The 24,905-nt window shown below is 53.0% G+C and carries 20 protein-coding genes and 1 pseudogene; 8 read left to right on the forward strand and 13 right to left on the reverse strand.

Features of this window, described 5'->3' with window-relative positions; genetic code table 11:
* Positions 1-225: 225 nt before the first annotated feature.
* A complete protein-coding gene (locus SYMBAF_RS03200; RefSeq protein ID WP_006709432.1) occupies positions 226-594 on the forward strand; it encodes a YacL family protein in 369 nt (122 codons plus the stop codon).
* Between the two features lie 118 nt (positions 595-712).
* Here SYMBAF_RS03200 and SYMBAF_RS03205 read toward each other — a convergent pair whose 3' ends face one another.
* Together SYMBAF_RS03205 and SYMBAF_RS03210 are read right to left on the reverse strand one after the other, a co-directional pair.
* The gene (locus SYMBAF_RS03205; protein ID WP_040263480.1) at positions 713-1,060 is read right to left on the reverse strand and encodes a YacC family pilotin-like protein; all 348 of its coding nucleotides are present in this window, start codon (positions 1,058-1,060) and stop codon (positions 713-715) included.
* A gap of 351 nt (positions 1,061-1,411) precedes the next feature.
* A pseudogene (locus tag SYMBAF_RS03210) lies at positions 1,412-1,997 on the reverse strand (transposase); the annotation flags it as partial.
* Between the two features lie 529 nt (positions 1,998-2,526).
* Between SYMBAF_RS03210 and hpt the strand changes: the two are divergent.
* Positions 2,527-3,063 (forward strand): hypoxanthine phosphoribosyltransferase, encoded by a 537-nt coding sequence (gene hpt / locus SYMBAF_RS03220; protein WP_082026823.1) that lies wholly within the window; start codon positions 2,527-2,529, stop codon positions 3,061-3,063.
* Between the two features lie 37 nt (positions 3,064-3,100).
* Here the strand turns inward: hpt and can are convergent, their stop codons facing one another.
* Positions 3,101-3,757, reverse strand: coding sequence for a carbonate dehydratase (gene can, locus SYMBAF_RS03225; protein ID WP_040263191.1), 657 nt, complete (start codon positions 3,755-3,757; stop codon positions 3,101-3,103).
* A gap of 192 nt (positions 3,758-3,949) precedes the next feature.
* Between can and SYMBAF_RS03230 the strand changes: the two genes are divergently transcribed.
* From SYMBAF_RS03230 to SYMBAF_RS03240, 3 genes are all read left to right on the forward strand, one after another.
* Entirely contained in the window at positions 3,950-4,873 is a 924-nt protein-coding gene (locus SYMBAF_RS03230; RefSeq protein ID WP_040263189.1) for an ABC transporter ATP-binding protein, read from the forward strand.
* The gene (locus SYMBAF_RS03235) at positions 4,870-5,640 is read left to right on the forward strand and encodes an ABC transporter permease (RefSeq protein ID WP_040263186.1); all 771 of its coding nucleotides are present in this window, start codon (positions 4,870-4,872) and stop codon (positions 5,638-5,640) included. The genes SYMBAF_RS03230 and SYMBAF_RS03235 overlap by 4 nt, the downstream gene beginning before the upstream one ends.
* A gap of 155 nt (positions 5,641-5,795) precedes the next feature.
* Complete coding sequence (locus tag SYMBAF_RS03240; RefSeq protein ID WP_040263478.1) at positions 5,796-7,061, forward strand: polysaccharide deacetylase family protein; 1,266 nt, start codon at positions 5,796-5,798, stop codon at positions 7,059-7,061.
* A 52-nt stretch (positions 7,062-7,113) separates the two neighbouring features.
* Here the strand turns inward: SYMBAF_RS03240 and panD are convergent, their stop codons facing one another.
* The 9 genes from panD to SYMBAF_RS03285 form a co-directional block, all read right to left on the reverse strand.
* Positions 7,114-7,494 (reverse strand): aspartate 1-decarboxylase, encoded by a 381-nt coding sequence (gene panD, locus SYMBAF_RS03245; protein WP_040263476.1) that lies wholly within the window; start codon positions 7,492-7,494, stop codon positions 7,114-7,116.
* 146 nt (positions 7,495-7,640) lie between these two features.
* Positions 7,641-8,495, reverse strand: a complete 855-nt coding sequence (gene panC, locus SYMBAF_RS03250; RefSeq protein ID WP_040263184.1) for a pantoate--beta-alanine ligase — start codon at positions 8,493-8,495, stop codon at positions 7,641-7,643.
* Between the two features lie 253 nt (positions 8,496-8,748).
* Complete coding sequence (gene panB, locus SYMBAF_RS03255) at positions 8,749-9,465, reverse strand: 3-methyl-2-oxobutanoate hydroxymethyltransferase (protein ID WP_040263182.1); 717 nt, start codon at positions 9,463-9,465, stop codon at positions 8,749-8,751.
* A gap of 154 nt (positions 9,466-9,619) precedes the next feature.
* On the reverse strand, positions 9,620-10,111 hold the full coding sequence (gene folK / locus SYMBAF_RS03260; RefSeq protein ID WP_006709096.1) for a 2-amino-4-hydroxy-6-hydroxymethyldihydropteridine diphosphokinase: 492 nt from the start codon (positions 10,109-10,111) through the stop codon (positions 9,620-9,622).
* Entirely contained in the window at positions 10,111-11,652 is a 1,542-nt protein-coding gene (pcnB, locus tag SYMBAF_RS03265; protein ID WP_082026822.1) for a polynucleotide adenylyltransferase PcnB, read from the reverse strand. The genes folK and pcnB overlap by 1 nt, the downstream gene beginning before the upstream one ends.
* 61 nt (positions 11,653-11,713) lie before the next feature.
* A complete protein-coding gene (gluQRS, locus tag SYMBAF_RS03270; RefSeq protein ID WP_040263177.1) occupies positions 11,714-12,625 on the reverse strand; it encodes a tRNA glutamyl-Q(34) synthetase GluQRS in 912 nt (303 codons plus the stop codon).
* 518 nt (positions 12,626-13,143) lie between these two features.
* The gene (dksA, locus tag SYMBAF_RS03275) at positions 13,144-13,599 is read right to left on the reverse strand and encodes an RNA polymerase-binding protein DksA (RefSeq protein ID WP_006709099.1); all 456 of its coding nucleotides are present in this window, start codon (positions 13,597-13,599) and stop codon (positions 13,144-13,146) included.
* A 171-nt stretch (positions 13,600-13,770) separates the two neighbouring features.
* The gene (sfsA, locus tag SYMBAF_RS03280) at positions 13,771-14,493 is read right to left on the reverse strand and encodes a DNA/RNA nuclease SfsA (protein ID WP_040263174.1); all 723 of its coding nucleotides are present in this window, start codon (positions 14,491-14,493) and stop codon (positions 13,771-13,773) included.
* On the reverse strand, positions 14,490-14,645 hold the full coding sequence (locus SYMBAF_RS03285; protein ID WP_160289769.1) for a hypothetical protein: 156 nt from the start codon (positions 14,643-14,645) through the stop codon (positions 14,490-14,492). The genes sfsA and SYMBAF_RS03285 overlap by 4 nt, the downstream gene beginning before the upstream one ends.
* Before the next feature lie 55 nt (positions 14,646-14,700).
* Between SYMBAF_RS03285 and hrpB the strand changes: the two genes are divergently transcribed.
* Both hrpB and mrcB read left to right on the forward strand, forming a co-directional pair.
* A complete protein-coding gene (gene hrpB / locus SYMBAF_RS03290) occupies positions 14,701-17,163 on the forward strand; it encodes an ATP-dependent helicase HrpB (protein ID WP_152609021.1) in 2,463 nt (820 codons plus the stop codon).
* Positions 17,164-17,327: 164 nt separating this feature from the next.
* Positions 17,328-19,802 carry a bifunctional glycosyl transferase/transpeptidase gene (gene mrcB / locus SYMBAF_RS03295; protein ID WP_040263173.1) on the forward strand — a complete coding sequence of 825 codons (2,475 nt, stop codon included), beginning with the start codon at positions 17,328-17,330 and terminating at the stop codon, positions 19,800-19,802.
* A gap of 270 nt (positions 19,803-20,072) precedes the next feature.
* Here the strand turns inward: mrcB and metK are convergent, their stop codons facing one another.
* Positions 20,073-21,227 carry a methionine adenosyltransferase gene (metK, locus tag SYMBAF_RS03300; RefSeq protein ID WP_040263171.1) on the reverse strand — a complete coding sequence of 385 codons (1,155 nt, stop codon included), beginning with the start codon at positions 21,225-21,227 and terminating at the stop codon, positions 20,073-20,075.
* Between the two features lie 490 nt (positions 21,228-21,717).
* Here metK and speA point away from each other — a divergent pair, with 490 nt between their 5' ends.
* Entirely contained in the window at positions 21,718-23,628 is a 1,911-nt protein-coding gene (gene speA, locus SYMBAF_RS03305) for a biosynthetic arginine decarboxylase (protein WP_082026821.1), read from the forward strand.
* Positions 23,629-24,905 lie beyond the last annotated feature (1,277 nt).

A 24,905-nucleotide genomic window follows, 5' to 3' on the forward strand; every position in this document is an offset into this window, starting at 1 on the left:
CGTTCTTCATTGTAGACTCTAAGCATTATTGGTTATTTTACCCAAGATGGCGAAGGGTACCGGTTATGTTCTTGACTGGTTGAACATCAGTGCTTGCTTGAGAACATACTTCGTAACGGTGCATTTTAGGGTTTTGATGCTCTTAACAAGGTGAAGCGGTCAGTTTCTGTTCAAATGCTCCCGCTAATCAGTGAGTCATTTAATAAAAAGCACTCAGGAGGGGAGATGGATTATGAATTTCTGCGTGACGTCACCGGTCAGGTAATAGTCAGATTTTCGATGGGGCATGAGGCGATGGGGCATTGGATTAATGAGGAACTCAACGGTGACTTTAATCTGCTGGATCGCATTGAGGACGCTGCGGTGGCAGTGAAAGGGAGCGAATGCCCATGGCTGCTAGCAGGCCATGAGTATACGTTGTTGATGGACAGCGAAGAGGTGATGATTTGCGCCAATCAGTTGGCGTTCGCAGGCGATGAAATGGAAGAGGGGATGAATTACTATGACCAGGAAAGCCGTGCATGCTGTGGTATTGAGGATTTCCTGCTGGTGTTGAAAAATTATCGCTCTTTCATTGTGAAGTATTCAGCATAGGGGCACCCCGCCTTTGTGACACATCACAGAGGCGGGATATTATCTTGGCGTCACTCTGCCCAGTAGCATGCCTGATTTAGGCCAAGGTAGGAAGATGAAAGGAACAGGAGGCACCCGATCAGTTGGCATAGGCCAGCAGGCTTAGTGAGTCGCGTGCCAACAATTTACACTTGTTAGGCGTAGAGATAGCGATACCAGTGAGGTCGCGATAGCTGTTTTCGCCCAGCAAATTCATATTGTAGCTATTATAATTGCTCAGATCCCAGCGATTTTGTTCGGCGAAATAAACGATAGCGCGTTTGATTTGGGTATTCGGTAAATAGTTGTAACCACAATCATTTTTCAGGTAAATAAATACCGCTGTCAGATCGGCCAGATCTTCCACTTCGAAGTCATTCAGCGCCAGACTGGCCTTAGAGAACCCCAGCATAGAAAGCATTAGCAGCAATAACGTTGTTTTTTTCATCGTAAAAATAGACTTGGTCATCGTCAGCAGACGTTACCACACTTGCCTGCAAAGGCACTAAATTTTATTGCGTCTTGCTGGCAGCGTCGTGGTGAAATGCTTGACCTTGCGCCAAGGGAAGGGTTTTAGGTTGGTAACGTTGAGTTATCTTACTGAGAAAAGGGAAATGGTAAATCGTTCAATGGTTATCTATTCTTGCCGCAAAAATTTATGGTGTCGTTCCGCCCCCAGCTGACAGCTCCTTGACGCTAATACCTTAGAAATTTTAGTAATCGTTGGCTGAAAGATGTCGTTCAGGTACTTTCTCCGTCAATACAGTCAATACCTGGATACATATTTGACGGGTTACCTTTTCTGTCCTTCGGTGTTAATACCCAGAGCAAGGAACACGGCTTTGTTAATCACGCTGCCGCTGTGACGAACTTTAACCACGATAATGTCAATATTAAACAATTGGATACAGCGAATCGAGAGGCTGATTTTGCCACTCAGTAACCTGTTCTTTAAGCGCATTGGTGACTTTAGATATCAGTGTGAGGGATATGTCAGCGTCGTACGTTTCTGTGAAGGTGGCGACGATTTCGCGGGCTGTCATCCCTGTGGCGTATAGGGATAAAATCTGGCTGTTCATCTGCGTAATGCGCGTCTGATTTTTCTTTATGAACTGGGGCTAAAAGGTGTTTTCGCGTTCGCGTGGCGTGCTCAGTTCAATCTCGCCATCATCACAGAGCAACGTTTTAGATGAGTAGCCGTTGCGGGTGTTAAAGCCTGTTTTGGCTGCGTTTTTCTCGTGCCCGAGGTGAGCAGTTAACTCAGCATTTAGCGCAGTTTCAACGGTTAACTTCGTCAGCATACGGGAAAACTGATTAAGATCGGCTTTAGTTTTAAGGCCTTTAACCAGTTCAGCCGCAAGGGCTTTGAGTTTCTTTTCGTCCATAATTTGCCTGTCTGCGCAGTTGGAGTGAACATATCAAAACAGGCAGACACACAATTTCCAAACGCTCTCGCCTCGATAAAGTGATGACGTTGTAATGATATTTTAACGTGACACAGAAATATGAACGCTCTCTGCCCAGGATCAGATCACGCATCCCCCTGACAATACAGGCAGTCCCGTGGCAAAGCAGACGTTCAGAATCACCCACTGGGGCCTCTACAGTAAAGCCCTCATCAACCGGGTGCCATCACCTTCTGGTTGGACAAAGAAGCTATTCAGGCAGGGTATGACTCTGCAACCCCATCACCACGGGGACGCCCACAGCGTTACACTGACCTTGCCATCTTCTCCTTTAACAATGTCTCTCCACAACTGGTATACTCGCCGCCTTCTTCTCTATCGTACTCATGCTTTTGCATCATTTCGGCTTTGTGCAATAATTCGTATATCAATCGGTGTATCACTAATTGCTGAAGATGGCAGAGCAAGTAAAAATTTAACTGATAAAAATCAGTGAGATATATACATTATGAAACACATTGTAGACGTAATGATTTCCACGCAGGAAGTTAACACCCGTATCGTCGAACTTGGCCGCCAAATCACTGAACATTACTGCGACAGTGGCAGCGATATGGTGCTGGTCGGTCTGCTGCGTGGCTCCTTCATGTTTATGGCTGATTTGTGCCGTGCTATCGCAGTGCCGCACGAAGTCGATTTTATGACTGCCTCCAGCTATGGCAGCGGCATGTCCACTACCCGTGATGTGAAGATCCTCAAGGATCTGGATGAAGACATCCGTGGTAAAGACGTGTTGATCGTTGAAGATATCATTGATTCCGGTAATACACTGAATAAAGTGCGTGAAATCCTGGCGTTACGCGCGCCGAAGTCACTGGCGATCTGCACCTTGTTGGATAAGCCTGAACGCCGTGAAGTGGACGTGCCGGTGGAGTACGTGGGTTTCTCAATCCCAGACGAATTCGTGGTGGGCTACGGTATCGACTACGCCCAACGATACCGCCATCTGCCCTACATCGGCAAAGTGGTGTTGCTGGACGAGTAATATGCTGAGGGGGTCGTATGTTGCGCCGGTGGTGGGATTATAAACCTTTATCCTGTTGCAGGGTGGCTAGCGCTTTGCGGTAGCCCATCTCCAGGCTTTCACGGCTGGTAGCGGTGACATCCAGATCGCGCAGGCGGCCATCCTGAATGCTATACACCCAACCGTGAATCATCACTTTCTGCCCGCGTTTCCAAGCGGACTGCATGATGGTGGAATGGCCCAGGTTATATACCTGTTCAATGACGTTGATCTCGCACAGCACGTCGAGGCGCTGTTCCGGCGCAAATTCACCCAGTAGCGATCTGTGTTTGTACCACAGATCGCGGATGTGCAGCAGCCAGTTGTTGATCAGCCCCAGCTCTGTGTTCTCCACTGCGGCTTTTACGCCGCCGCAGCCGAGGTGGCCGCAGATAATGATGTGCTCAACCTCCAGCACATCGACGGCGTACTGTACAACCGACAGGCAGTTGAGATCGGTGTGGATCACCAGGTTGGCCACGTTGCGGTGAACGAACAACTCACCTGGCTCTAAACCGGTTAAGCGTTCTGCGGGAACGCGGCTGTCAGAGCATCCTATCCATAAAAAACGGGGTTTTTGCGACTGTGCTAAACGTTCAAAAAATTTCGGATCTTCTTTATTGATACGGTCTGACCAAGCCTGGTTATTGGCGATAAGTGTTTTGATTTCTTTCATATAGGTTATTGACCTGTAACGAACAGATTGCATTGGGGGGTAATATAGGGCAAGCGTCACAATTTGGAAATCGGAACAACGATGCTATTTTTTCCGCACGGATTCGACCTAGTGAAAATGCGGCCGATGATAAGATCATCTTTACGCCCAGATGCGATGGCCTATTTATCGTCATAAGGTACTCTTTCACATATGAATTATGCACTGGAATTATCGCAACTGACCAAGACCTATGCCGGTGGTGTAAAGGCATTGCGTGGTATCGATCTGAATGTTGAGGTCGGGGATTTTTATGCCCTGCTGGGGCCAAACGGGGCTGGAAAATCCACCACCATCGGCATTATCAGCTCGCTGGTCAACAAAACCACTGGTACAGTGCGGGTTTTTGGCTATGACATCGATAAAGACATCGTTAACGCCAAACGCCAACTTGGGCTAGTGCCACAGGAGTTTAACTTCAATCCGTTCGAGACCGTAACGCAGATTGTGGTCAACCAAGCGGGCTACTATGGCGTCACGCGGCATGAAGCGCTGGCGCGCGCGGAGAAATACCTCACTCAACTTGATCTGTGGGATAAATGCAATGAGTGTGCGCGCATGCTTTCCGGCGGCATGAAGCGCCGTTTGATGATCGCTCGTGCGCTGATGCATCAGCCCAAACTGCTGATCCTCGACGAACCAACCGCCGGAGTAGATATCGAACTACGCCGCTCAATGTGGGGCTTCCTGAAAGAGCTGAATGCTCAGGGCACCACTATTATCCTCACCACTCACTATCTGGAAGAGGCGGAGATGCTGTGCCGCAATATCGGCATCATCCAAAACGGCGAACTGATGGAAAATACCTCGATGAAAGGGCTACTCTCTAAGCTGAAATCGGAAACCTTCATCCTCGATCTGGCGGCAAAAAGCCCGTTGCTGCAGCTAAATGGTTACCACAGCCGCCTGACTGACACCGCTACCCTGGAGGTGGAAGTGATGCGTGAGCAGGGGCTGAACGGCCTGTTCGCCCAATTAAGCGCGCAGGGCGTGCAGGTGCTGAGCATGCGCAACAAAGCTAACCGGCTGGAAGAGCTGTTCATCACTATGGTTAATGGTAATGGAGAAAAAGCATGATGCGTTTGTATTGGGTGGCCTTGCAAAGCATCTGGGCTAAAGAGATCCACCGCTTTGCGCGCATCTGGATCCAGACCTTGGTGCCGCCTGTGATCACCATGGCGCTGTATTTCATTATCTTCGGTAACTTGATCGGTACACGCATCGGGGATATGCACGGCTTCAGTTATATGCAGTTTATCGTTCCCGGCCTGATCATGATGGCGGTGATCACCAACTCGTATGCCAATGTTGCCTCGTCGTTCTTCAGCGCCAAATTCCAACGCAATATTGAAGAACTGTTGGTGGCACCGGTGCCGACCCATGTGGTGATCGCAGGTTATGTTGGTGGCGGCGTGGCGCGTGGCATTTGCGTTGGCATGCTGGTCACCATCATCTCGCTGTTTTTTGTGCCGCTGCACGTGTACGCTTGGTGGGCGATAGTGCTGACACTGCTACTAACGGCGGTGTTGTTCTCGTTGGCGGGGTTGATCAATGCGGTGTTCGCCACCACTTTCGATGACATCAGCCTGATCCCGACCTTCGTACTGACGCCGCTGACCTATCTGGGCGGAGTGTTCTATTCGCTGACGCTGCTGCCGCCATTCTGGCAGGCGGTGTCCAAGCTGGATCCGATCGTCTATATGATCAGTGGTTTCCGCTATGGTTTCCTCGGTATCAGCGATGTGTCGTTAGTCTTCACCATGGCAGTGTTGATGGGGTTTATCGTGGTATTCTATCTGTTGTCTTGGTATCTGATTGAACGTGGCTGTGGCCTGCGCAGTTGATCGTTGTGCGCCTCAGGGATTGTCTGCCGGGGTGCTGTTACTGATTTAAATAATTCAATAGAATGGCTCAAATAACCCCTTTCTTCCCGCTGTTCAAATCGTGCTATGCTGGTATCCCACTTTTGCTATTACACACGCATAAGCAGAACATCATCATGCGGTCTCAACATAAGATGACGGCTGGGCTACTTGGCATCCTATTGGTGCTGATTTCTCCAGCGAGCTTGGCGAACCTGCTGTCGAAAGACGGCGCTGTTCAATCTGAATACATGGAAACGCAACGCAATAGCGAGGTCTATGCGCGGATCGGCGAGCATGTGATCCCGGTCGGGGAAGTGAAGCGCGGGCAACTGATCCAGGTGTTCCCGACGCAAACGGAATACTACGCGTTCAAATTTGGTCACGGTACCGGCTTTATTGATAAAAACGATGTGCGCGGGCTGAAAAAAACACGCAAATTACAAGACCATCTGAGCGAGTTGAACAAACCGTCGACCAATCAAAATGTGATCACCCAAAAGGCGATCAACGTCTATACCGACGCGGATAATGGTAGCGAGGTATTCGGTCGGCTTGAAGAAAACCTACGCTATCCGCTCATCGGCAAGCTGCAGGATCGGCAGAACAATACCTGGTATGAGATCAACATTGGCGAGCGGCTAGCCTACGTCAGCGGACAGGATGGCGAGATCGACAATGGCATCCCAGTGCTGACTTATCACCATCTACTGAAGAACGAAGAGAATCAACGCTTCCGTCACACCTCGACCACCACCTCGGATGTGGCGTTCAGCAACCAGATGACTTACCTCAAACAGGCAGGTTACGACACTATCTCGCTGTATCAGTTGGAAGCTTACCTAAAAAACCAGATCAACCTGCCGGGGAAAGCGGTGGTGCTGACTTTCGACGATGGGTTGAAGTCGGTTTATCGCTATGCTTACCCGGTACTGAAGCATTACGGTTTTCGCGCCACGGCATTTATCATCTCTTCACGCATTAAGCGCCATCCGCAGAAGTGGAACCCAGACTCGTTGCAGTTCATGAGTATTTCGGAGCTTAAGCAGATCCAAACGGTGTTTGACGTGCAGTCGCATAGCCACTTCCTGCACCGCACTAACGGCAACCGCCAGCCGATCTTGCTGAGTCGTTCGCAGCATAATATTGAGTTTGATTTTGAGCATTCCCGCCGCGCATTGTCGCAGTTTACCCCGCATGTGCTGTACCTTTCCTATCCGTTTGGTGGCTATAACCAACAAGCGATTCAGGCGGCAAAAGAGGCCGGATTCCATATGGCAGTGACTACGGTGCAAGGCAAGGTGAAACCGGGGGATAACCCCTATACATTGAAGCGGCTGTATATTCTGCGCACCGACGCCATCCATACCATGGCCGATCGGATAGCAAACCAACTGGGGTAGGCGGGCAGTACAATGAGAAAATAACGGGCGGATGATGCGCCCGTTATGATGCTCAAGCGACCTGAACTGGCAGCGCTTTCGCCTTGCGCAGCAGGTGGTTGTCACCCTCGAAGTAGGCTACTTTGGGATGGTGCTGGTGGGCATCGGCCTCGCTCATCTGGACATAGGAACAAATGATCAGCTTATCGCCGACGCAGGCGCAGCGTGCTGCCGCGCCATTGACCGAAATGATGCGTGAACCACGCTCGGCAGCGATGGCATAAGTGGAGAAGCGTTGGCCGTTATCAACGTTATAAATATCGATGGCTTCATATTCCAGAATGCCAGTGGCCGCCAAAAAATCTTGGTCGATGGCGCAGGATCCTTCGTAGTGCAAGTCGGCTTGCGTGACTTTCACCCGATGTAGCTTGCCTTGCAGCATAGTACGTATCATAACTTTACCTAATTGAATATCAGCCTTCACAGGCGTTGAGTTAAACATCTGTTCAGCATCCTTGACCTCTGATCCTTATTGCCCCGATTACCGCTGTTGCCTGCTTTCCAGCGCATCGACACAGTGACGCTCGCACAAAAAATGGCTTACAGCGTCAGATCAACCTGTTGATTGTCGATCAGACGTGCCTGACCCAACCAAGCGGCCATCAATACCACCGCGCGGCGGCTATCGGCTATCAGTGGCTGTAGGCTATCGGCATCGCGGATAAACAGCGCATCCGGGGTAAAACCGGCGGCACGGAGTTGCTCTGTCGTTTGTTCCAGCATTTCATCAATGTGGCGTTCGCCGTTGACCAACTGCTGCGCCAATGCATTCATGATCATGTGGAGCTGCGGGGCGATTTTACGCTCGTCTGCGGTTAGGTAGCTGTTGCGCGAACTGAGCGCCAAGCCGTCTTTGGCACGCACGGTAGGCACGCCGACGATGTCGATATCGTAGCCCATATCCGCCACCATTTTGCGGATCAGTACCCACTGCTGATAGTCCTTTTCACCAAAGCAGGCTAGATCTGGTTGCACCAAATTGAATAGCTTGCTGACAATGGTGGCGACGCCACAGAAATGGCCGGGGCGGCTGGCCCCTTCCAACATGGTAGCAATGCCCGGTACATCGACGTAGGTTTGCTGTTCCAGCCCCTGTGGGTAGATATCGCTCGCTACTGGTGCGAATACCAGATCTACACCGCGACGGGCCAGCTTCTCACAGTCTTCCTGCAACGTGCGCGGATAGCGCGCCAGATCGTCCGGTCGTTCGAACTGCATCGGGTTAACGAAAATGCTCACTACCACGACATCGGCGCGGGCGTGCGCCTCATCGACCAGCATCATGTGGCCATTATGCAGGTTGCCCATGGTCGGCACCAGCGCAATACGCTTACCGTCCTGACGCCAGCGGCGGATCTGTTGGCGCAGCAATGGCAGGGATTCAATAATAATCATTAGGCACTCCTTTGATCGGCCATTTTACTTGCCTGTGGGTGATTGGCCGGTGCCGCTCTCCTCACATCGGGAACTGGCCACCGCTATCACACCTATTAAGAACCTATCTCATTAGGTTATTTTATTTGCCATTTTGGCCCTGGGCAGTGCTCACCATCCTCACGTATTCTATATACGCGGCGGTTGTTGCGTGCTGTCCCTATGCAAATGGATTGCAACAATGTACGCCTAATGGGATAGGTTAAACCTGTTGTTAATTCAAAGAGTGTTCTTCCACCGGATAAAGGCCTTGCTTTACTTCCTGGATATATTGCCGCACTGCCGTGCGGATATCGCTGCTGTACGCCAGGAAGTTTTTAGCAAATCTCGGCGTGTGGTCACCGATAATACCTAAAACATCGTGCATCACCAGGATCTGGTCATCGGTAGCGTTACCCGCACCGACGCCAATGACCGGAATGGACGGCACCTCAGTGATTTGGCGTGCCAACACTAACAGTTGCATGCCAGCCTGCTTATCGTGTCCCTGTACCTTGTAGCCGCCAAAAACGTTGACTGACTGTGGTGTCAGCCCCAAATGGCCGCATACCGGCACTGCGCATTCGGTAAGTATTTTCACCGTTTCGCATAGCCAATTGCCACCTTCCAACTTCACCATGTTGGCCCCTGTACGCATCAGCTCGGCGGCATTGGTGAAGGCCTGTTCCAGGGTGGCGTAACTCATGAAGGGTAGATCGGCTAGCAGTAAGCAGGCTGGCGCGCCTTGGCGCACTGCGCGGGTATGGTAGGCGATGGCGGCAACAGTGACTGGCAGCGTGGAATTGTGGCCCTGTAGCGTCATGCTCAGCGAATTGCCGACCAACAGGACGTTAACGCCTTGCTCGCTAAACAATTTGGCAAAGCTGGCATCGTAGGCGGTAAGGGCCGAAAACTTGCGTTGCTCCAGTTTCCATTGGCGCAAATGGCTCATGGTGGTGGGTTTCGTCACTACGTTTCCTGAGTAAAACTGTGCGGCGTGCGTAGAACCTTGGCAGCACAAAATTCAGCTGTAACCTTAGCGGGGTGAGTAGCGTCGTTCAACCGGCAAAAGGACGCTGATGCGAATTTTGCTGAAAGAAAAGGGATTATTTTGCTTGATGCCACAGCACCATGCCGTTTTCCGGCACGCGTTTCAAGCAGTTGGCGAGCGATTCGCCATCTGGGAAGACGATATCGGGGGCGATTTCAGCTAGCGGATAGAGCATGAACTCACGCTCTTTCAGGCCATAATGCGGCACCGTTAGGCGATCGGTGTCAATAACTTGATCGTCATACAGCATGATGTCCAAATCGAGAAGGCGTGGCCCCCAACGTTCATCCTTAGGTATGCGCCCTTGATGACGTTCTATCGCCTGAGTGTGATCAAGCAGTTGTTCAGGCGGCAACAGGGTATCCAACGCCACCACCGCGTTGAGGAAGTCCGGTTGGTTCTGTGGCCCCAGCGGCTTGGAGCGGTAAAAAGATGAACAAACGATCAACTTGGTGCGGGGGAGGTGCCCCAGTGCCTCCAGAGCGGCGTTAACCTGCTGTAGCGGCTGTGCCAGGTTGCTACCCAGCGCGATATAAGCGCGAAACATTATGCTCCCTTTTTACGCGGTACCCGACGGCGCGGACGCACACGGCGCGGTGCTGGTTCGTCACCAAGGGTATTGAGCATGGCCTTCTGACGTGCTGGCGTGGCGCGCTGGAACTCGCCCCACCACTCGGACAAGTGCAGCATTTCCTGATTGCTTTCCACTTCGGCGCGCAGCGCCAGCAAATTATAGGCGGCGTGGAACTGTGGGTGCTCCATCAGCTTGTGCGCGCGCTTGCCTTGGCGGCGGGTTAGGCGTAGCTGCAACTGCCAAATATCGCGCACCAGTGCGGTGATGCGTTTTGGAATGGCCAGTGAACGACACTGTTCATCCAACACATCGTTCATCGCCAACGCGAAGGCGTCGTAATAGCCCAGGCCGCTTTCTTGCGCTAATTTCTGCGCGTGCTCCAGCAGCGGATGCCATAGCATGGCGGCGAACAAAAACGCCGGGGTGACACCCATGCTGTTCTGCAAGCGGTGGTCGATATTCTTCAGCGCCTGCACCAGCGTGCGTTCCATCAGTGTGGCGTGATTTGGCGTGAAGTGGCGCGCAATCAGCGGGAACAGCGGCTGGAACAGTTGGTATTCGCACAGCTTCAAATAGGTGGGGTAGCCGTAGCCCGCCAGTAGCAGTTTGAGGGATTCTTCGAACAGGCGCGCGGGTGGGATCTCGTGCAGCAGCGAGGCTAGGCGCGGGATAGGCTCGGCGGTCTCATCGCTGATAGTCATGCCCAACTTGGCGGCGAAGCGCACCGCGCGCAGCATGCGTACTGGATCTTCACGGTAGCGGGTTTCTGGATCGCCGATCAGGCGGATCACGCCCTGCTGCAAATCGCGCAGGCCATTAACGTAATCACGCAGCGTGAAATCTGCCACGCCGTAGTACAGGCTATTGATGGTGAAATCACGGCGTTGAGCGTCTTCTTCAATAGAACCGAAAATGTTGTCGCGCAGCAGCATGCCGTTTTGCGCCTGCTGGGAAGAATTCTTGTCATATTCCGGGGTTTGCTCATGGTGCCCACGGAAGGTGGCGACCTCAATGATTTCCGGCCCAAACATCACATGCGCCAAACGGAAACGGCGCCCCACCAGGCGGCAATTGCGGAACAGCTTGCGTACCTGCTCTGGCGTGGCGTTAGTGGTGATGTCGAAATCTTTCGGTTTTTTCCCCAATAACAGGTCACGCACACCGCCACCGACCAGATAGGACTCATAGCCGGATTTGTTCAGGCGGTACAGCACTTTCAGCGCGTTCTCGCTGATGTCTTTGCGTGAGATCGAATGCTGTTCGCGTGGGATGGTGGTCATAGAGCCAGTTCCTTGCGTGGCGGGAAACGGCGGACGTTTACGCGCCACAGAGCGGCGGGCTGGGGCTGTTGCTCTGCCATGATTAGCGGAACGTTGTGGCGGCGTGCGGCGTGCTTCTGCCGCCTCGCTTGTTTCGCAGGCTAGGTTTTTATCGCTGACCGGCGTTTCATCGCGGGGCAGTTTGTCATCGCGGATGAGTACCTTACGGCAAAAATTGGCTACTCGGGTAAAAATGGTACACCTCGTTAGTGACGGATAAAAATGGAACTGACAAAAAATTGCGGCTAATCATAGCTCACCCTGGCTCCTTTGAGAATGCCGATGTGTTTTTAACCAGAGCGATAGCGTCCTGGGACGGCACGTTTTCCCGCTTCCAGTGCGCGACTGCCCAGCTCAATAATAACGACAGGTCAAGATCTTGCCAGCTTTCCGGCAACGGTTGGCATAGAAATTTCAGCGCGGCAACCAGCACCGGGCGCGGATCGCCACCGGGCAACGCAGGCGCATGATTTTGCTTCGATAGCTTGATGCCATTGGCACCCAGCGCCAGCGGCAGATGCAGGTAAGAGGGCACTGGGAGCTGCAACTGATGATACAACGCAATCTGACGCACCGTCGGCGCGATCAAATCGGCACCGCGCACGATTTCGGTAACGCCCTGGAAATGGTCGTCGATCACCACCACCAAATTGTAGGCAAACAGCCCATCGCGGCGGCGAATGATAAAGTCCTCGCTGGCTAGCGCCGGATCGGTGCGTAGTTCGCCCTGCAAACCATCATGAAACGCATAGACCGGAGCGAATTGACGCAAACGGATGGCGGCACCCTGTGGGCCGAAATGCAAATCGCGGCAGTGGCCATCGTACAGGCCACCGATGTGCTGAATGCGGCTACGCGGACAGGTGCAGTAATAACATAGCCCCTGCTGTTGCAACAGATCCAATGCGGCACGGTAGGCATCATGACGTTGGGATTGGTAAATGACCTGACCATCCCAGAAAAGACCATAATGTTCTAGTGCGGATAAGATACGACTGGCAGCACCGGCGACTTCGCGTGGGGGATCGATATCTTCAATGCGCACCAACCACTGCCCGCATCGGGCGCGGGCTTGGAGGTAGCTTCCGAGAGCGGCAATCAGCGAACCAAAATGCAGATCCCCAGAGGGCGAGGGGGCAAAGCGCCCCACATAATGACTTTCTTGCATATCAGAGAGGAAAGGCTCCCCCTTTTTCTGTGCGGCGCACGCAGCGGTGATCTACTCGTCATATTTGAAGCTGCATCGGTGTAGGCTGTGAAAATCACTGACTAAAAAAAGCTCATCGGGATGTACGCCTTTGCTGCCTTGATGCCACCAATCATTTAGAGTATACCCGTCATACTTCAAGTTGCCTGTGCGTTAGCTTTCCTTGCTTACCCCAGTCACCAAGAACCTGCCCCATTAGGCTATTTTATTTGCCATTTTGGTTCTGGGCAGTGCTCACCCTCTTCACGTACTGCGTGTACGCTGCGGTTGTTGCGCGCTGTCCCTGTGCAAACTGGCTGCAATAATGTACGCCTACAGGGATAGGCTGTTACTGGTGTGAGCACCTGGGGATTAATAAACCTCATCCCTGAGGTTTAGTCTGCGGCCCTGCGCCAGTGTGGTTCAAATTGCTTCCTGACCGATTTGTCGCTGCGCTGCCGCCTTACTGCAACTCGAATTATTTAGGGTATATAATTTTATTAGCCAGCCATCTGTTTCTCGCGGATTTCTGCCAAGGTCTTGCAGTCAATGCACAAATCAGCGGTTGGACGCGCTTCAAGGCGGCGAATGCCAATTTCCACGCCGCAGGATTCACAGTAGCCGAAATCTTCGTCTTCCACTTTCTTCAGCGTTTTCTCGATCTTTTTGATCAGTTTGCGTTCACGGTCACGGTTACGCAGTTCGAGACTGAACTCTTCTTCCTGCGCGGCCCGGTCAACCGGGTCAGGGAAGTTGGCAGCTTCGTCTTGCATATACGATACAGTACGCCCCACTTCGTCTCTAAGCTGATTACGCCATGCTTCCAGAATACGCCTGAAATGCGACAACTGGGCGTCGTTCATGTACTCTTCGCCTGGTTTCTCTTGGTATGGCTCCACCCCAGCGATGGCGAGAATGCTCAAGGAAGAGGTTTTACGGTTTTGCCCTTCTTGCATGTTGCTTCTCCTACATACAATACATACGCGCTATTGAATCCCCAATACGGGGAAAAACAGGCCGCTATAAATAACAGAAGGAAGGTAGGTTGGCAATTATTCCTATCGCCCTCTTGACAATGCTGTTAAGGGAGACGTACCTGACGATGTGCTAACCGGTTGTCAACTTCTTCATGTTTGACTGCTGCTATCGATAAAAAACGGTAACTTATTGTGCAGAGATATACCGTCAGGTGATAATTTAGCGCCATAACAAATGACTTCGACTCCCAATTTGCGCACTTGTGCCAACAATGCCGCATAACGTGCATCTATGCGATGTGCAGGTATGACTTGTTCAATACCACTGTGCAACACGGCAAAGAACAACACTGCCCGTTGACCACGTTCAATCACGCTGAACAACTCACGCAGGTGTTTTTGCCCTCTTAGCGTTACCGCATCAGGAAAATAACCACATTGTTGTTGCAGCAACGTCACTGACTTCACTTCAATATAGCAGTCAACCCGGTTTTCTGCCTGTAATAACAAATCGATACGGCTATTCTCACTGCCGTATTTCACCTCGCCGCATATTTTACTGTAACCAAATAATTCATTGATTAAATTCTGTTCAATGGCTTCACGCACCAGAGTGTTAGCACGCAGCGTATTGATGCAAATCCAATCACCCTGTTGGGTATGCGTTAGCTCCCAACTGTGGGCGTATTTGCGCTTGGGGTTGTCCGAAGTGGAATACCAGACAATATCACCCGGCGTGGCGCAACCAGTCATGGCACCGGTATTGGCACAGTGCAGTGTTAACGTTTTCCCTTCTGGGGTAATGACATCCGCCAGAAAGCGTTTGTAACGCTTAATCAGCGTGGCGCAACGTAGCGGCGGGGTAAAAATCATCCGGCTGCCTGATGAACCAAAGGCCATTGTTCGAACGGGGGAGAACCGTTGACAAAAAACCACTGATATAAGGAAAAGGTTGCGGCACGCCAGCTCATCACCTGCTGCGGCAGTGCTTCAGACAAGAGCAAAGCGAAAAACACGTTGGACATAGCTACCCAGTAAATAATGAAATGCTGGGTGTAATGCTACAATGTACGCCGTTTAATGTTAACCACCACGGAGAATTCTGTGTCTTCATTGCCCGTCAGCGCGGTACTGGATGAATTGCTCACTGCGCTACACTCTGCTGCGCAGGTGCTACTGCATGCCCCGACCGGTGCTGGCAAATCCACTTGGCTGCCGCTGCAAATCCTGGCCAAAGCCGGATTGCCAGGCCGTATAATCATGCTGGAACCACGGCGGCTAGCGGCGAAAAACGTTGCCTACCGGTTGGCACAACAGTTGGGTGAAAAAACCGGCCAAACGGTGGGTTACCGTATGCGCGCAGAAAGTAAAAGTGGGCCGCAGACCCGGCTAGAGGTGGTGACTGAAGGCATTCTCACCCGCATGCTACAACAGGACGCTGAACTGCCGGGCGTCTCACTGGTGATCCTCGACGAGTTCCATGAACGCAGCCTACAGGCTGATCTGGCGTTGGCGTTGCTGCTCGATATACAGCAGGGGCTGCGCGATGATCTGAAACTGTTGATCATGTCGGCGACCTTGGATAACGCCCGGCTGGTGCAACTGTTGCCAACAGCATCGGTCGTGGTCTCCGCAGGGCGCAGTTTTCCGGTTGATCGCCAGTACCCACTGCTGGCTAGCCATCAACGGTTGGAAGACGGTGCGGCGGCGGCGGTAAAGCGTTTGTTGGCAGAACAATCTGGCTCACTGCTGTTGTTTCTGCCGGGGGTGGCGGAAATCAACCGAGTGTTGGAACGCCTTAACGGCGAGGTACCCGGTGATACCGATCTGTGCCCGTTGTATGGCGCGTTGCCGTTGGCGCAGCAACAGCGAGCGATCCAACCAGCAGAGGCCGGGCGGCGCAAGGTGGTGCTGGCAACTAACATCGCCGAGACCAGCCTGACGATCGAAGGCATCCGGCTGGTGGTGGATAGCGGTCTGGAACGGGTAGCGCGCTATGATGTGCGCAATGGCTTGACGCGGCTGGTGACGCAGCGCATCAGCCAGGCATCGATGGTGCAGCGTGCTGGCCGAGCTGGGCGTCTGGAGCCAGGTATTTGCTGGCACCTGTTTGCCAAAGAGCAGGCGGAACGCGCTGCCGAACAGGCATCACCGGGGATCTTGCACAGCGATCTCGCCAGTTTCTGGCTTGAGCTGCTGCAATGGGGCTGCCATGATGCGGCTCAATTGACCTGGCTCGATCGGCCGCCAGCGGCGGCGCTGGCATCGGCTAAAGTGTTGCTACGCCAGTTGGGTGCCACCAACGACAGTGATAAATTAACCGCTCAGGGGCGGCAGATGGCCGCATTGGGATGTGAACCGCGTTTGGCGGCGATGCTGACCGCCGGGGCGATGTTGGGTGCCGATGGTCTGGCCACAGCGGCAGCATTGGCCGCCCTGCTGGAAGAGCCACCGCGTAGCGGGCAAAAGGACATTGGCTATTGGCTAAGCCACCCACAGCCGCACTGGCAGCGCCGCGCCGGTCAGTTTTCCCGACGCTTTTCGCAGCGGCTGGGACAGCTCGACATGGATTTGGCTGCACGCCTGCTGGCGCATGGATTTGCCGATCGCATCGCTCAGCGGCGTGGTCAGGATGGTCGCTACCTGTTAGCCAACGGAATTGGGGCAGCGATGGATCAGGATGAAGCCTTGTCGCGTGCGGCCTGGCTGATAATTCCCCGTCTGCTGCACAGTGATAACAGCCCGGATGCGCGCATTCTGCTGGCGCTGCCGGTGGAGATGGAAGCATTGGTGGCGCAACTGCCGGCCATAGTGTCACAGCAAACGACTGTGGCATGGGACGAAGAAAAGGGTAGGCTGCGTGCCTGGAAACGCCAGCAGATTGGCAGCCTGACGCTATGCACCCAGCCGCTGGCTAAACCGGCGGATGAGGCGCTACAGCAAGCGCTGCTCGACTGGGTGCGCGCACAGGGGCTGGCGGTGCTTCACTGGGATACCGCCGCCAAACAGCTACGGCGACGATTGCAGTGCGCGCAAAGCTGGCTACAGGTGGCCAACTGGCCACCTGTGGACGACGGAGCTTTGCTGGATGGGTTGGAACAATGGCTGCTGCCATCGCTGAACGGCGTGCGTGACTTGCGTGGGTTGCAGCAAGTCAATATCGCTGAGGCGTTGAGCCGCTTGCTGGACTGGCAACAAAAACAGCGGCTGGATAATGCGTTACCCACTCATTACACCGTGCCGACGGGCAGCCGCCTGCCGATCCGTTATCACGTCGGTAAACCGCCGGTGCTGTCAGTGCGTTTACAGGAAGTGTTCGGTGAACAGCGCAGCCCAATGTTGGCGGAGGGGCGCATCCCCATGGTGCTTGAGTTACTCTCACCAGCGCACCGCCCGCTACAGGTCACCGGCGATCTGGCGGCATTCTGGCAGGGTGCTTACCGCGAGGTGCAAAAAGAGATGAAGGGCCGCTATCCAAAGCATGTATGGCCCGACGATCCGGCTAATGCTGCCCCCACACGGCGGACGAAAAAGTATCAGTGAATCCATGATACTTGAAGCTGCATTTGTGTTGGCTGCGGGTTCTTTTGCCCCCCTGATGCAATAGAGTATAGAATCCAGATGTTTCTTCTGTTCAGCGGCCTACTGGCAGGGCAGATTAAGCGACTTACTAATAGCACTGCTGTCACGCTCGGAGAATAACAATCATGGCTGGGGATAACCGCGAGCCTATCGGGCGCAAAGAAAAACAACCCAAATGCACCGCGTCGCGCCGTCGCCGAGACGATTATGATAATCAAGATCTGTATGACGATGATGTGGGTAAACAGGAAGAGGAACCGATGCCACGTAAGGTGAAGGCAACGCCACCGCATAAAAAACGCCGATGGCTCGGCCTGATGATCAAATTGCTCTTGGTTATCGCTGCGCTGCTGGCGGTCTATGGCATTTATCTGGATTCCCAGATCCGCAGCCGCATCGATGGCAAGGTCTGGCAGTTGCCAGCAGCGGTCTATGGTCGCATGGTCAACTTGGAACCGGGCATGCCGTACAGCAAAAGGGAAATGATCGATCTGCTGGAAGGCATGCAGTACCGTCAGGTCAGCCGCATCACGCGCCCTGGCGAGTTTACCGTTCAGGCCAATAGCATCCACATGCTGCGACGCCCGTTTGACTTCCCTGATGGTAAAGAAGGGCAGATCCACGCTCGTCTGGATTTCCAGAACAATCGTCTGGCGAAGATCGAAAATATGGAAAATCAACGCAGCTTCGGCTTCTTCCGCCTCGATCCGCGTCTGATTACCATGCTCCAGTCACCGAACGGCGAACAGCGGTTGTTCGTGTCGCGCACTGGCTTCCCTGATTTGCTGGTGGACACGTTGATCGCCACCGAAGATCGCCATTTCTATGAGCATGATGGCATCAGCCCTTACTCCATCGGCCGTGCGGTGCTGGCTAACTTGACCGCTGGCCGCGCGGTGCAGGGCGGGAGTACTCTGACGCAGCAACTGGTGAAAAACCTGTTTCTGAGCAACGAACGTTCGCTGTGGCGCAAAGCTAACGAAGCCTATATGGCGTTGTTGATGGATTACCGTTACAGCAAAGATCGTATTCTTGAACTGTACCTAAACGAGGTGTACCTCGGCCAGAGCGGCAGCGATCAGATCCATGGTTTCCCACTGGCTAGCTTGTATTACTTTGGCCGCCCGGTGGATGAACTGAGTCTCGATCAGCAAGCGTTGCTGGTGGGTATGGTTAAGGGTGCGTCGTTTTACAACCCGTGGCGCCATCCAGATCTGGCGTTAGAACGTCGCAACCTGGTGCTCAAGCTATTACAAAGCCAAGGCGTTATCGACGCTGAGCTGTATAACATGCTGAGTGCGCGTCCACTGGGCGTACAGCCGAAAGGCGGGGTGATCACACCGCAGCCCGCATTTATGTACATGGTGCGGCAGGAGTTGCAGGCTAAGCTGGGCGACAAGGTTAACAATTTGTCCGGCGTGAAAATCTTCACCACCCTGGATCCGGTATCGCAAGACGCGGCGGAAAAAGCGGTCGAAGGCGGTATCCTAGCGCTGCGCGCTGCGCGCCATATGCAGGATCTGGAGGCGGCGATGGTGATTGTCGATCGCTTCAGCGGCGAAGTTCGTGCCATGGTGGGGGGGGCCAACCCGCAGTTTGCTGGTTTTAACCGCGCGGTACAGGCGCGCCGTCTGGTCGGTTCGCTGGCGAAACCGCCCACATACCTGGCCGCGCTTTCCGAGCCGGACAAGTACCGCCTCAATACCTGGCTGGCGGATACGCCATTGTCGCTGAAACAGCCGAATGGTGCCATCTGGCAACCGAACAACTACGACCGTAAATTTCGCGGCCAAGTGATGTTGGTTGATGCGCTTGCCAACTCGCTGAACGTGCCAACGGTCAACCTTGGCCTGTCGGTGGGGTTGGCACAAATCAGTGCCACGTTGCAGCGGTTGGGTATCCCCAATGCGGAGATCAACCCAGTACCTTCCATGCTGCTGGGGGCGATAGGTCTGACGCCGATGGAAGTGGCGCAGGAGTATCAGACTATCGCCAGTGGCGGCAAACGTGCGCCACTTTCTGCGGTGCGTTCGGTGATCGCTGAGGAGGGGACGGTACTGTATCAGAGCTTCCCTCAGGCGGAACGTATGGTACCGGCACAGGCGGCTTACCTGACGTTATACGCCATGCAGCAGGGTGTGATCCGCGGAACCTCCCGTTCGCTGTCGGTGAAGTTCCCGAACTACAACCTGGCGGCCAAAACCGGCACCACTAATGACTTACGCGACAGTTGGTTTGCCGGCATCGATGGCAAAGAAGTGGCGATCGCCTGGGTGGGGCGTGACAACAACGGCCCGGCCAAATTGACAGGTGCCAACGGTGCGCTGACCCTGTACCGTCGTTATCTGGAGAACCAAACGCCGCTGCCGTTGATGCTACAGCCGCCTGAGGGCATCAACCCAATGGCGATCGACGCATCAGGAAACTTCATCTGCGGCGGAGGTGGCAACGGGCGCACCCTGCCGGTATGGACTGACAACCCACAGGGTTTGTGCCAGTCCAGCCAGATGGCTGCTCAGCAGCAACAGCAGCAGGCCAAGGGCGAGCAAAAAGACAGTGATGGGGTTGCCGGCTGGATCAAAGACATGTTCGGCCAATGATGCAAAGAGGGGGATGTTGCGTGGTACAGCTCTTTCTAAGACATTGAAAAAAAGCATAATAAAAAGGAGTCTTATAAAAAATTCCCCTTTAGTTGCTCGTCTTCCTCTACCCTATCTCTGGCTGACTGCATGGTGACAACCCTTTCCCGTTGGTATTGATCCCGCCGTCAATAAATCTGATGGTCAGATTTCAGGGCCATGTCAAACGTCCACTCGATAAAAATAAATACGGCGAGCCTAGACTCGCCGTATTCACATCAATGTCCGGGCTTATTTGAGGCCAGCGGCATCGCGCAGCAGTGCTGATTTGTCCGTTATTTCCCAAGGGAAGTGCTCGCGGCCAAAGTGGCCATAGGCGGCGGTTTCGCTGTAGATCGGTTGCAGCAGATCCATCATCTTAATCAGGCCGTATGGGCGTAGGTCGAAGAACTCGCGTACCAGCAGGGTCAGTTGCTCGGTAGGAATTTTCTCGCTACCGAAAGTTTCTACCATGATGGAAGTGGGTTCCGCCACGCCGATAGCGTAGGAAATCTGGATCTCACAGCGGTCAGCCAGACCAGCGGCGACGATGTTTTTCGCCACGTAGCGTGCGGCGTAAGCGGCAGAACGGTCAACCTTGGACGGATCTTTACCGGAGAATGCCCCGCCACCGTGGCGAGCCATACCGCCATAGGTGTCGACAATGATCTTACGGCCAGTCAGGCCACAGTCGCCCATGGGGCCACCGATAACAAAACGGCCAGTTGGGTTGATGTGATATTGGGTGCTCGCGCTCAGCCATTCTGGCGGCAGCACCGGTTTGATGATCTCTTCCATCACCGCTTCTTGCAGATCTTTCAAAGCGACATCTTCAGCATGCTGGGTGGAGAGAACCACAGCGTCAATGCCGACGATCTTTCCATCGTCGTACAGGAAGGTTACCTGGCTCTTGGCATCTGGGCGCAGCCACGGCAGGGTGCCGTTTTTACGCACTTCGGACTGACGCTGCACCAGACGGTGCGCGTAAGTGATCGGTGCTGGCATCAACACCTCGGTTTCGTTGGTGGCATAGCCAAACATCAGGCCCTGATCGCCAGCACCCTGCTCCAATGGATTGGTGCGGTCAACACCTTGGTTGATGTCTGGGGATTGTTTGCCGATGGCACTCAGTACGGCACAGGAATTGGCGTCAAAACCCATATCTGAGTGAACATAGCCAATTTCACGCACGGTTTTACGGGTGATCTCTTCGATATCGACCCAGGCACTGGTGGTAATTTCACCACCGACCAATACCATGCCGGTTTTGACGTAGGTTTCACAGGCAACGCGTGCTTTCGGATCTTGCGTCAGGATGGCATCGAGAACGGCATCGGAAATTTGGTCAGCGATTTTGTCAGGATGGCCTTCGGAGACAGATTCTGACGTGAATAAGTGTTTAGCCATTGTATCCATTACCTTGCATAAAACGAGTTAGAAATTACTGCACAGCCTTGGCATTTTGGCATCAAATAAAGAGCCTTCCATTGATGGTGTGAGATGTATCCTGCAACGCCCTTCAGGCAAAGTCGTTAAGCAGTTTATCAGTTATAGATGGATTAACCTCTAGACGTCTATTTTAGGTCGGGGTTTAGTCGGATTACCAGTTATTTTTTGCTTATGTTTTTTAGAGAGAAGTTACCAGTGCTATTTTAATCGTCTTAAACAGATACCAGTGAATTTTTGTTTTACTTTTTCCCGTGGCTATTAGTATATAATGCGCACGCAGCGCACTGACTGTAGCGGAACAATGTCAAGGATGAAGTTTTAAACTGGATGTAGCCTGGGTGAAGCCACCGGCGATGCGCGGTTATATGCTGCTGGCACCCACAGTTGATGCTGTCACTTCATCGAACTTTTACACTCTATCTTTTTGTACGCAGTGCAGGAGGTTGTCATGAATGTTCGCAATGCCAGCAAGATGCTGAGCACTTATAACGTTGCCCAATGGGGTAATAGTTACTATGACGTTAATGAAAAAGGCCACATCAGCGTATGTCCGAACCCCGATTTTCCGCAGGCGCGCGTCGATCTGGCGGAACTGGTGAAAGCGTGTCAGAAAGAAGGTCAGCGTCTCCCCGCATTGTTTTGTTTCCCGCAGATCCTGCAACATCGGCTACGCTCGATTAACGCTGCTTTCAAGCGCGCGCGTGACGCCTTCAGCTATAAGGGCGACTATTTTCTGGTATACCCGATTAAGGTGAACCAGCATAGCCGAGTGATCAAGTCCTTGGTTAACTCTGGAGAACCGCTGGGGCTGGAAGCCGGTTCCAAATCCGAACTGATGGCGGTACTGGCGCATCTGGGCATGGCCCGGTCAATGATCGTTTGCAATTGTTACAAAGACCGCGAATATATTCGTCTGGCGCTGATCGCTCAGAAGTTGGGCCACAAAGTGTACCTGGTGATCGAGAAAATGTCCGAGATCAACATGGTGCTGGAAGAAGCTGAACGGATGGGCGTGATGCCACGTCTCGGCGTGCGTGCGCGTCTGGTGTCGAAGGGTTCCGGCAAATGGCAATCAAGCGGCGGCGAAAAATCCAAGTTTGGCCTGGTTGCCGTGCAGGTACTGACGTTGGTAGAGACCCTGCGCGCAGCGGGCCGCCTCGACAGCTTGCAACTGCTGCACTTTCACCTGGGTTCGCAATTGACCAACATTCGCGATATCACTATCGGCGTGCGTGAATCGGCGCGTTTTTACGTTGAACTGCACAAGCTGGGCGTCAATATTCAGTATTTCGATGTGGGTGGTGGTTTGGGCGTCGATTATGAAGGAACCTGTTCGCAGTCTGACTGTTCGGTGAACTATGGCCTGAACGAATACGCCAACAGCGTGATTTGTGGTATCGGTAACGCTTGTAACGAGCACGGCCTGCCGCATCCGACGGTAATCACCGAATCCGGCCGTGCTATGACCGCGTACCATGTGGCGTTGGTGTCAAACGTGTTCGGTGTGGAACGCCATGAGTTCAGCGAGCCGCTGCCACCGGCGGAAGACGCGCCGTGCGTGCTAGAAAGCATGTGGAAAACCTGGTTGGAAATGAACCAGCCAGAGAATCGCCGCTCGCTGCGCGCATGGCTGCATGCCAGCCGGATGGATCTGCATGACGTTCACACCCAATACACTCATGGCACGCTGGATCTGGCCAAACGCGCTTGGGCCGAGCAGTTGTATCTGAGCATCTGCAAAAAGATCCTGCAGCAGCTCGATCCGGTCAACCGTGCGCACCGCCCGATCATTGATGAATTGCAGGAGCGTATGGCAGACAAGTTCTACGTCAACTTCTCGCTGTTTCAATCCATACCGGACGCTTGGGGCATACAGCAACTGTTTCCGGTATTGCCGCTGGAAGGGTTGGATCAGCAGCCGGAAGGCCGAGTGCTGTTGCTCGATGTCACCTGTGACTCAGACGGCACCATCGGCCACTATATCGACGGAGACGGCGTAGCCTCCACCATGCCGATGCCAGCCTATGATCTGGAGAACCCACCGGTATTGGGCTTCTTTATGGTCGGTGCTTATCAAGAGATCCTCGGCAACATGCACAACCTGTTCGGTGGCACCGCATCGGTTAACGTATACGTGTTCTCAGATGGCCGCGTGGAAACCGAATTGTCCTGCGCAGGTGAGAGCGTGGCTGATATGCTGGAATGCGTGCAGTTGGATCCGGCCGCGTTACTGGTCAAGCTCCGCGATCAGGTGAAAGAAACCGATCTGGATGACCTGTTACAGGCGCAATTATTGGAAGAGCTTGCCACCTACTTGTACGGCTACACCTATCTGAAAGACGAGTCATTGAAGCGCTGAAAGGCCGGGTGTCAGCAAGACACCCGGCCTTTTTCGATCCACCCTGCTTGCTCTTTCATCCGCTGTTGCTTTCACTCTTCAGTTATCATCAATTTGTTAATTTTCTGTGAGGGCCTGGCCAGAATTTTGTCGCCATCGGTTTGGATGAGTAATGGGCGCTCAGGGGCTTTTGATGCTAGCAAAATACTTTTTCCGATTTAAATAAATCAGGGTGTTCCCAGAGTTTATAGGAGCCATCGTTAGCATTTTTTGAGGCAATATGTCGCTTGGGAATATTTAATGGTAAATCGGAAAGTCTAATTATCGGCGCGGAACAGGCCGATAAGGCAGCATAATTTATGCATAAGGTAGGTGGCTTCATCTGCACCGGCAACCTGGTCATACAGTCAGACCTGTTCCGGCTGGTGTATGCCCCGGAGACGTTGAAAACCGAGGCAGGGGCAATGACGTGATGGATACACGGGAGTGGAAGCCCTGGGTATCCCTGCTCCTCATAGAACAACGGTTTCTACATTGAAAAGCGGTGCTGAATGCTGCCTTCACCCAGGATGGCTGTCATTTGTAGCCGATACAGTTTCGCATTGTCGGTGACGTTACCACCTTTTTCACGTCAGGCAGGAACAGGGGCTGCACACCCGGCTTATTGATGAAAATCCTCAACATCAAATGGTAATACTAGAACCATAGGGTCATAAAAGCCTGTAGCGACAAACTGAGTAAGGTAACCTATCCGACGATATGAAACCCTGCTAGTCGCAGGGACGCGCGTTTCTCCATTCCCTCTTATTTCCCTTTAACCTGCCTATCGTGGCGTGGGATTCAGTTCTAGTCTGATTTTTTGCCTGCTGGAAAACCTGTGCTTAAGTATAGGTTACCTATTTGGTGTCATAAGTTATAGTAATAGACGCAAAGATAAAAAAAACTGACCTGTTACGGTCAGGTGGCTAATTTAGCCAACACCAGGGAAATTCCCGGTCGGACAGGGGTTACAAAAGCCCCTGCTGACCGTTTCAAAGAGCGTAACATTTCTTAACTACCACTTCAAACAGGTATTAACTAAAAGGTTTGCGTAAAATGCAATCGCATCGTTACACGGCCTGCCGTTCCGATCATCGCCCGCCGCTCTGCATCTGGCATTGACCCCTATCCAAGCAACCAACACAGTCGCCCATCAACGCTGAGTAATAATCTGGAGAGAGTGGCACAAAATTACGATATTGAGCAGGGTAATGTTCCATACTTTAATTGATGAGCACCTATACCCGTCATACTTCAAG

It is taken from the genome of Serratia symbiotica (genome assembly GCF_000821185.2).
In the GTDB taxonomy this organism is placed as follows: Bacteria; Pseudomonadota; Gammaproteobacteria; order Enterobacterales; family Enterobacteriaceae; genus Serratia; species Serratia symbiotica.

Bases quoted from the DNA above. Each gene is read 5' to 3' on its own strand.
- SYMBAF_RS03200 (WP_006709432.1), top strand. From the start codon at position 226: ATGGATTATGAATTTCTGCGTGACGTCACCGGTCAGGTAATAGTCAGA.
- SYMBAF_RS03205 (WP_040263480.1), bottom strand. From the start codon at position 1,060: ATGAAAAAAACAACGTTATTGCTGCTAATGCTTTCTATGCTGGGGTTC.
- hpt (WP_082026823.1), top strand. From the start codon at position 2,527: ATGAAACACATTGTAGACGTAATGATTTCCACGCAGGAAGTTAACACC.
- can (WP_040263191.1), bottom strand. From the start codon at position 3,757: ATGAAAGAAATCAAAACACTTATCGCCAATAACCAGGCTTGGTCAGAC.
- SYMBAF_RS03230 (WP_040263189.1), top strand. From the start codon at position 3,950: ATGAATTATGCACTGGAATTATCGCAACTGACCAAGACCTATGCCGGT.
- SYMBAF_RS03235 (WP_040263186.1), top strand. From the start codon at position 4,870: ATGATGCGTTTGTATTGGGTGGCCTTGCAAAGCATCTGGGCTAAAGAG.
- SYMBAF_RS03240 (WP_040263478.1), top strand. From the start codon at position 5,796: ATGCGGTCTCAACATAAGATGACGGCTGGGCTACTTGGCATCCTATTG.
- panD (WP_040263476.1), bottom strand. From the start codon at position 7,494: ATGATACGTACTATGCTGCAAGGCAAGCTACATCGGGTGAAAGTCACG.
- panC (WP_040263184.1), bottom strand. From the start codon at position 8,495: ATGATTATTATTGAATCCCTGCCATTGCTGCGCCAACAGATCCGCCGC.
- panB (WP_040263182.1), bottom strand. From the start codon at position 9,465: ATGAGCCATTTGCGCCAATGGAAACTGGAGCAACGCAAGTTTTCGGCC.
- folK (WP_006709096.1), bottom strand. From the start codon at position 10,111: ATGTTTCGCGCTTATATCGCGCTGGGTAGCAACCTGGCACAGCCGCTA.
- gluQRS (WP_040263177.1), bottom strand. From the start codon at position 12,625: ATGCAAGAAAGTCATTATGTGGGGCGCTTTGCCCCCTCGCCCTCTGGG.
- dksA (WP_006709099.1), bottom strand. From the start codon at position 13,599: ATGCAAGAAGGGCAAAACCGTAAAACCTCTTCCTTGAGCATTCTCGCC.
- sfsA (WP_040263174.1), bottom strand. From the start codon at position 14,493: ATGATTTTTACCCCGCCGCTACGTTGCGCCACGCTGATTAAGCGTTAC.
- SYMBAF_RS03285 (WP_160289769.1), bottom strand. From the start codon at position 14,645: ATGTCCAACGTGTTTTTCGCTTTGCTCTTGTCTGAAGCACTGCCGCAG.
- hrpB (WP_152609021.1), top strand. From the start codon at position 14,701: ATGTTAACCACCACGGAGAATTCTGTGTCTTCATTGCCCGTCAGCGCG.
- mrcB (WP_040263173.1), top strand. From the start codon at position 17,328: ATGGCTGGGGATAACCGCGAGCCTATCGGGCGCAAAGAAAAACAACCC.
- metK (WP_040263171.1), bottom strand. From the start codon at position 21,227: ATGGCTAAACACTTATTCACGTCAGAATCTGTCTCCGAAGGCCATCCT.
- speA (WP_082026821.1), top strand. From the start codon at position 21,718: ATGAATGTTCGCAATGCCAGCAAGATGCTGAGCACTTATAACGTTGCC.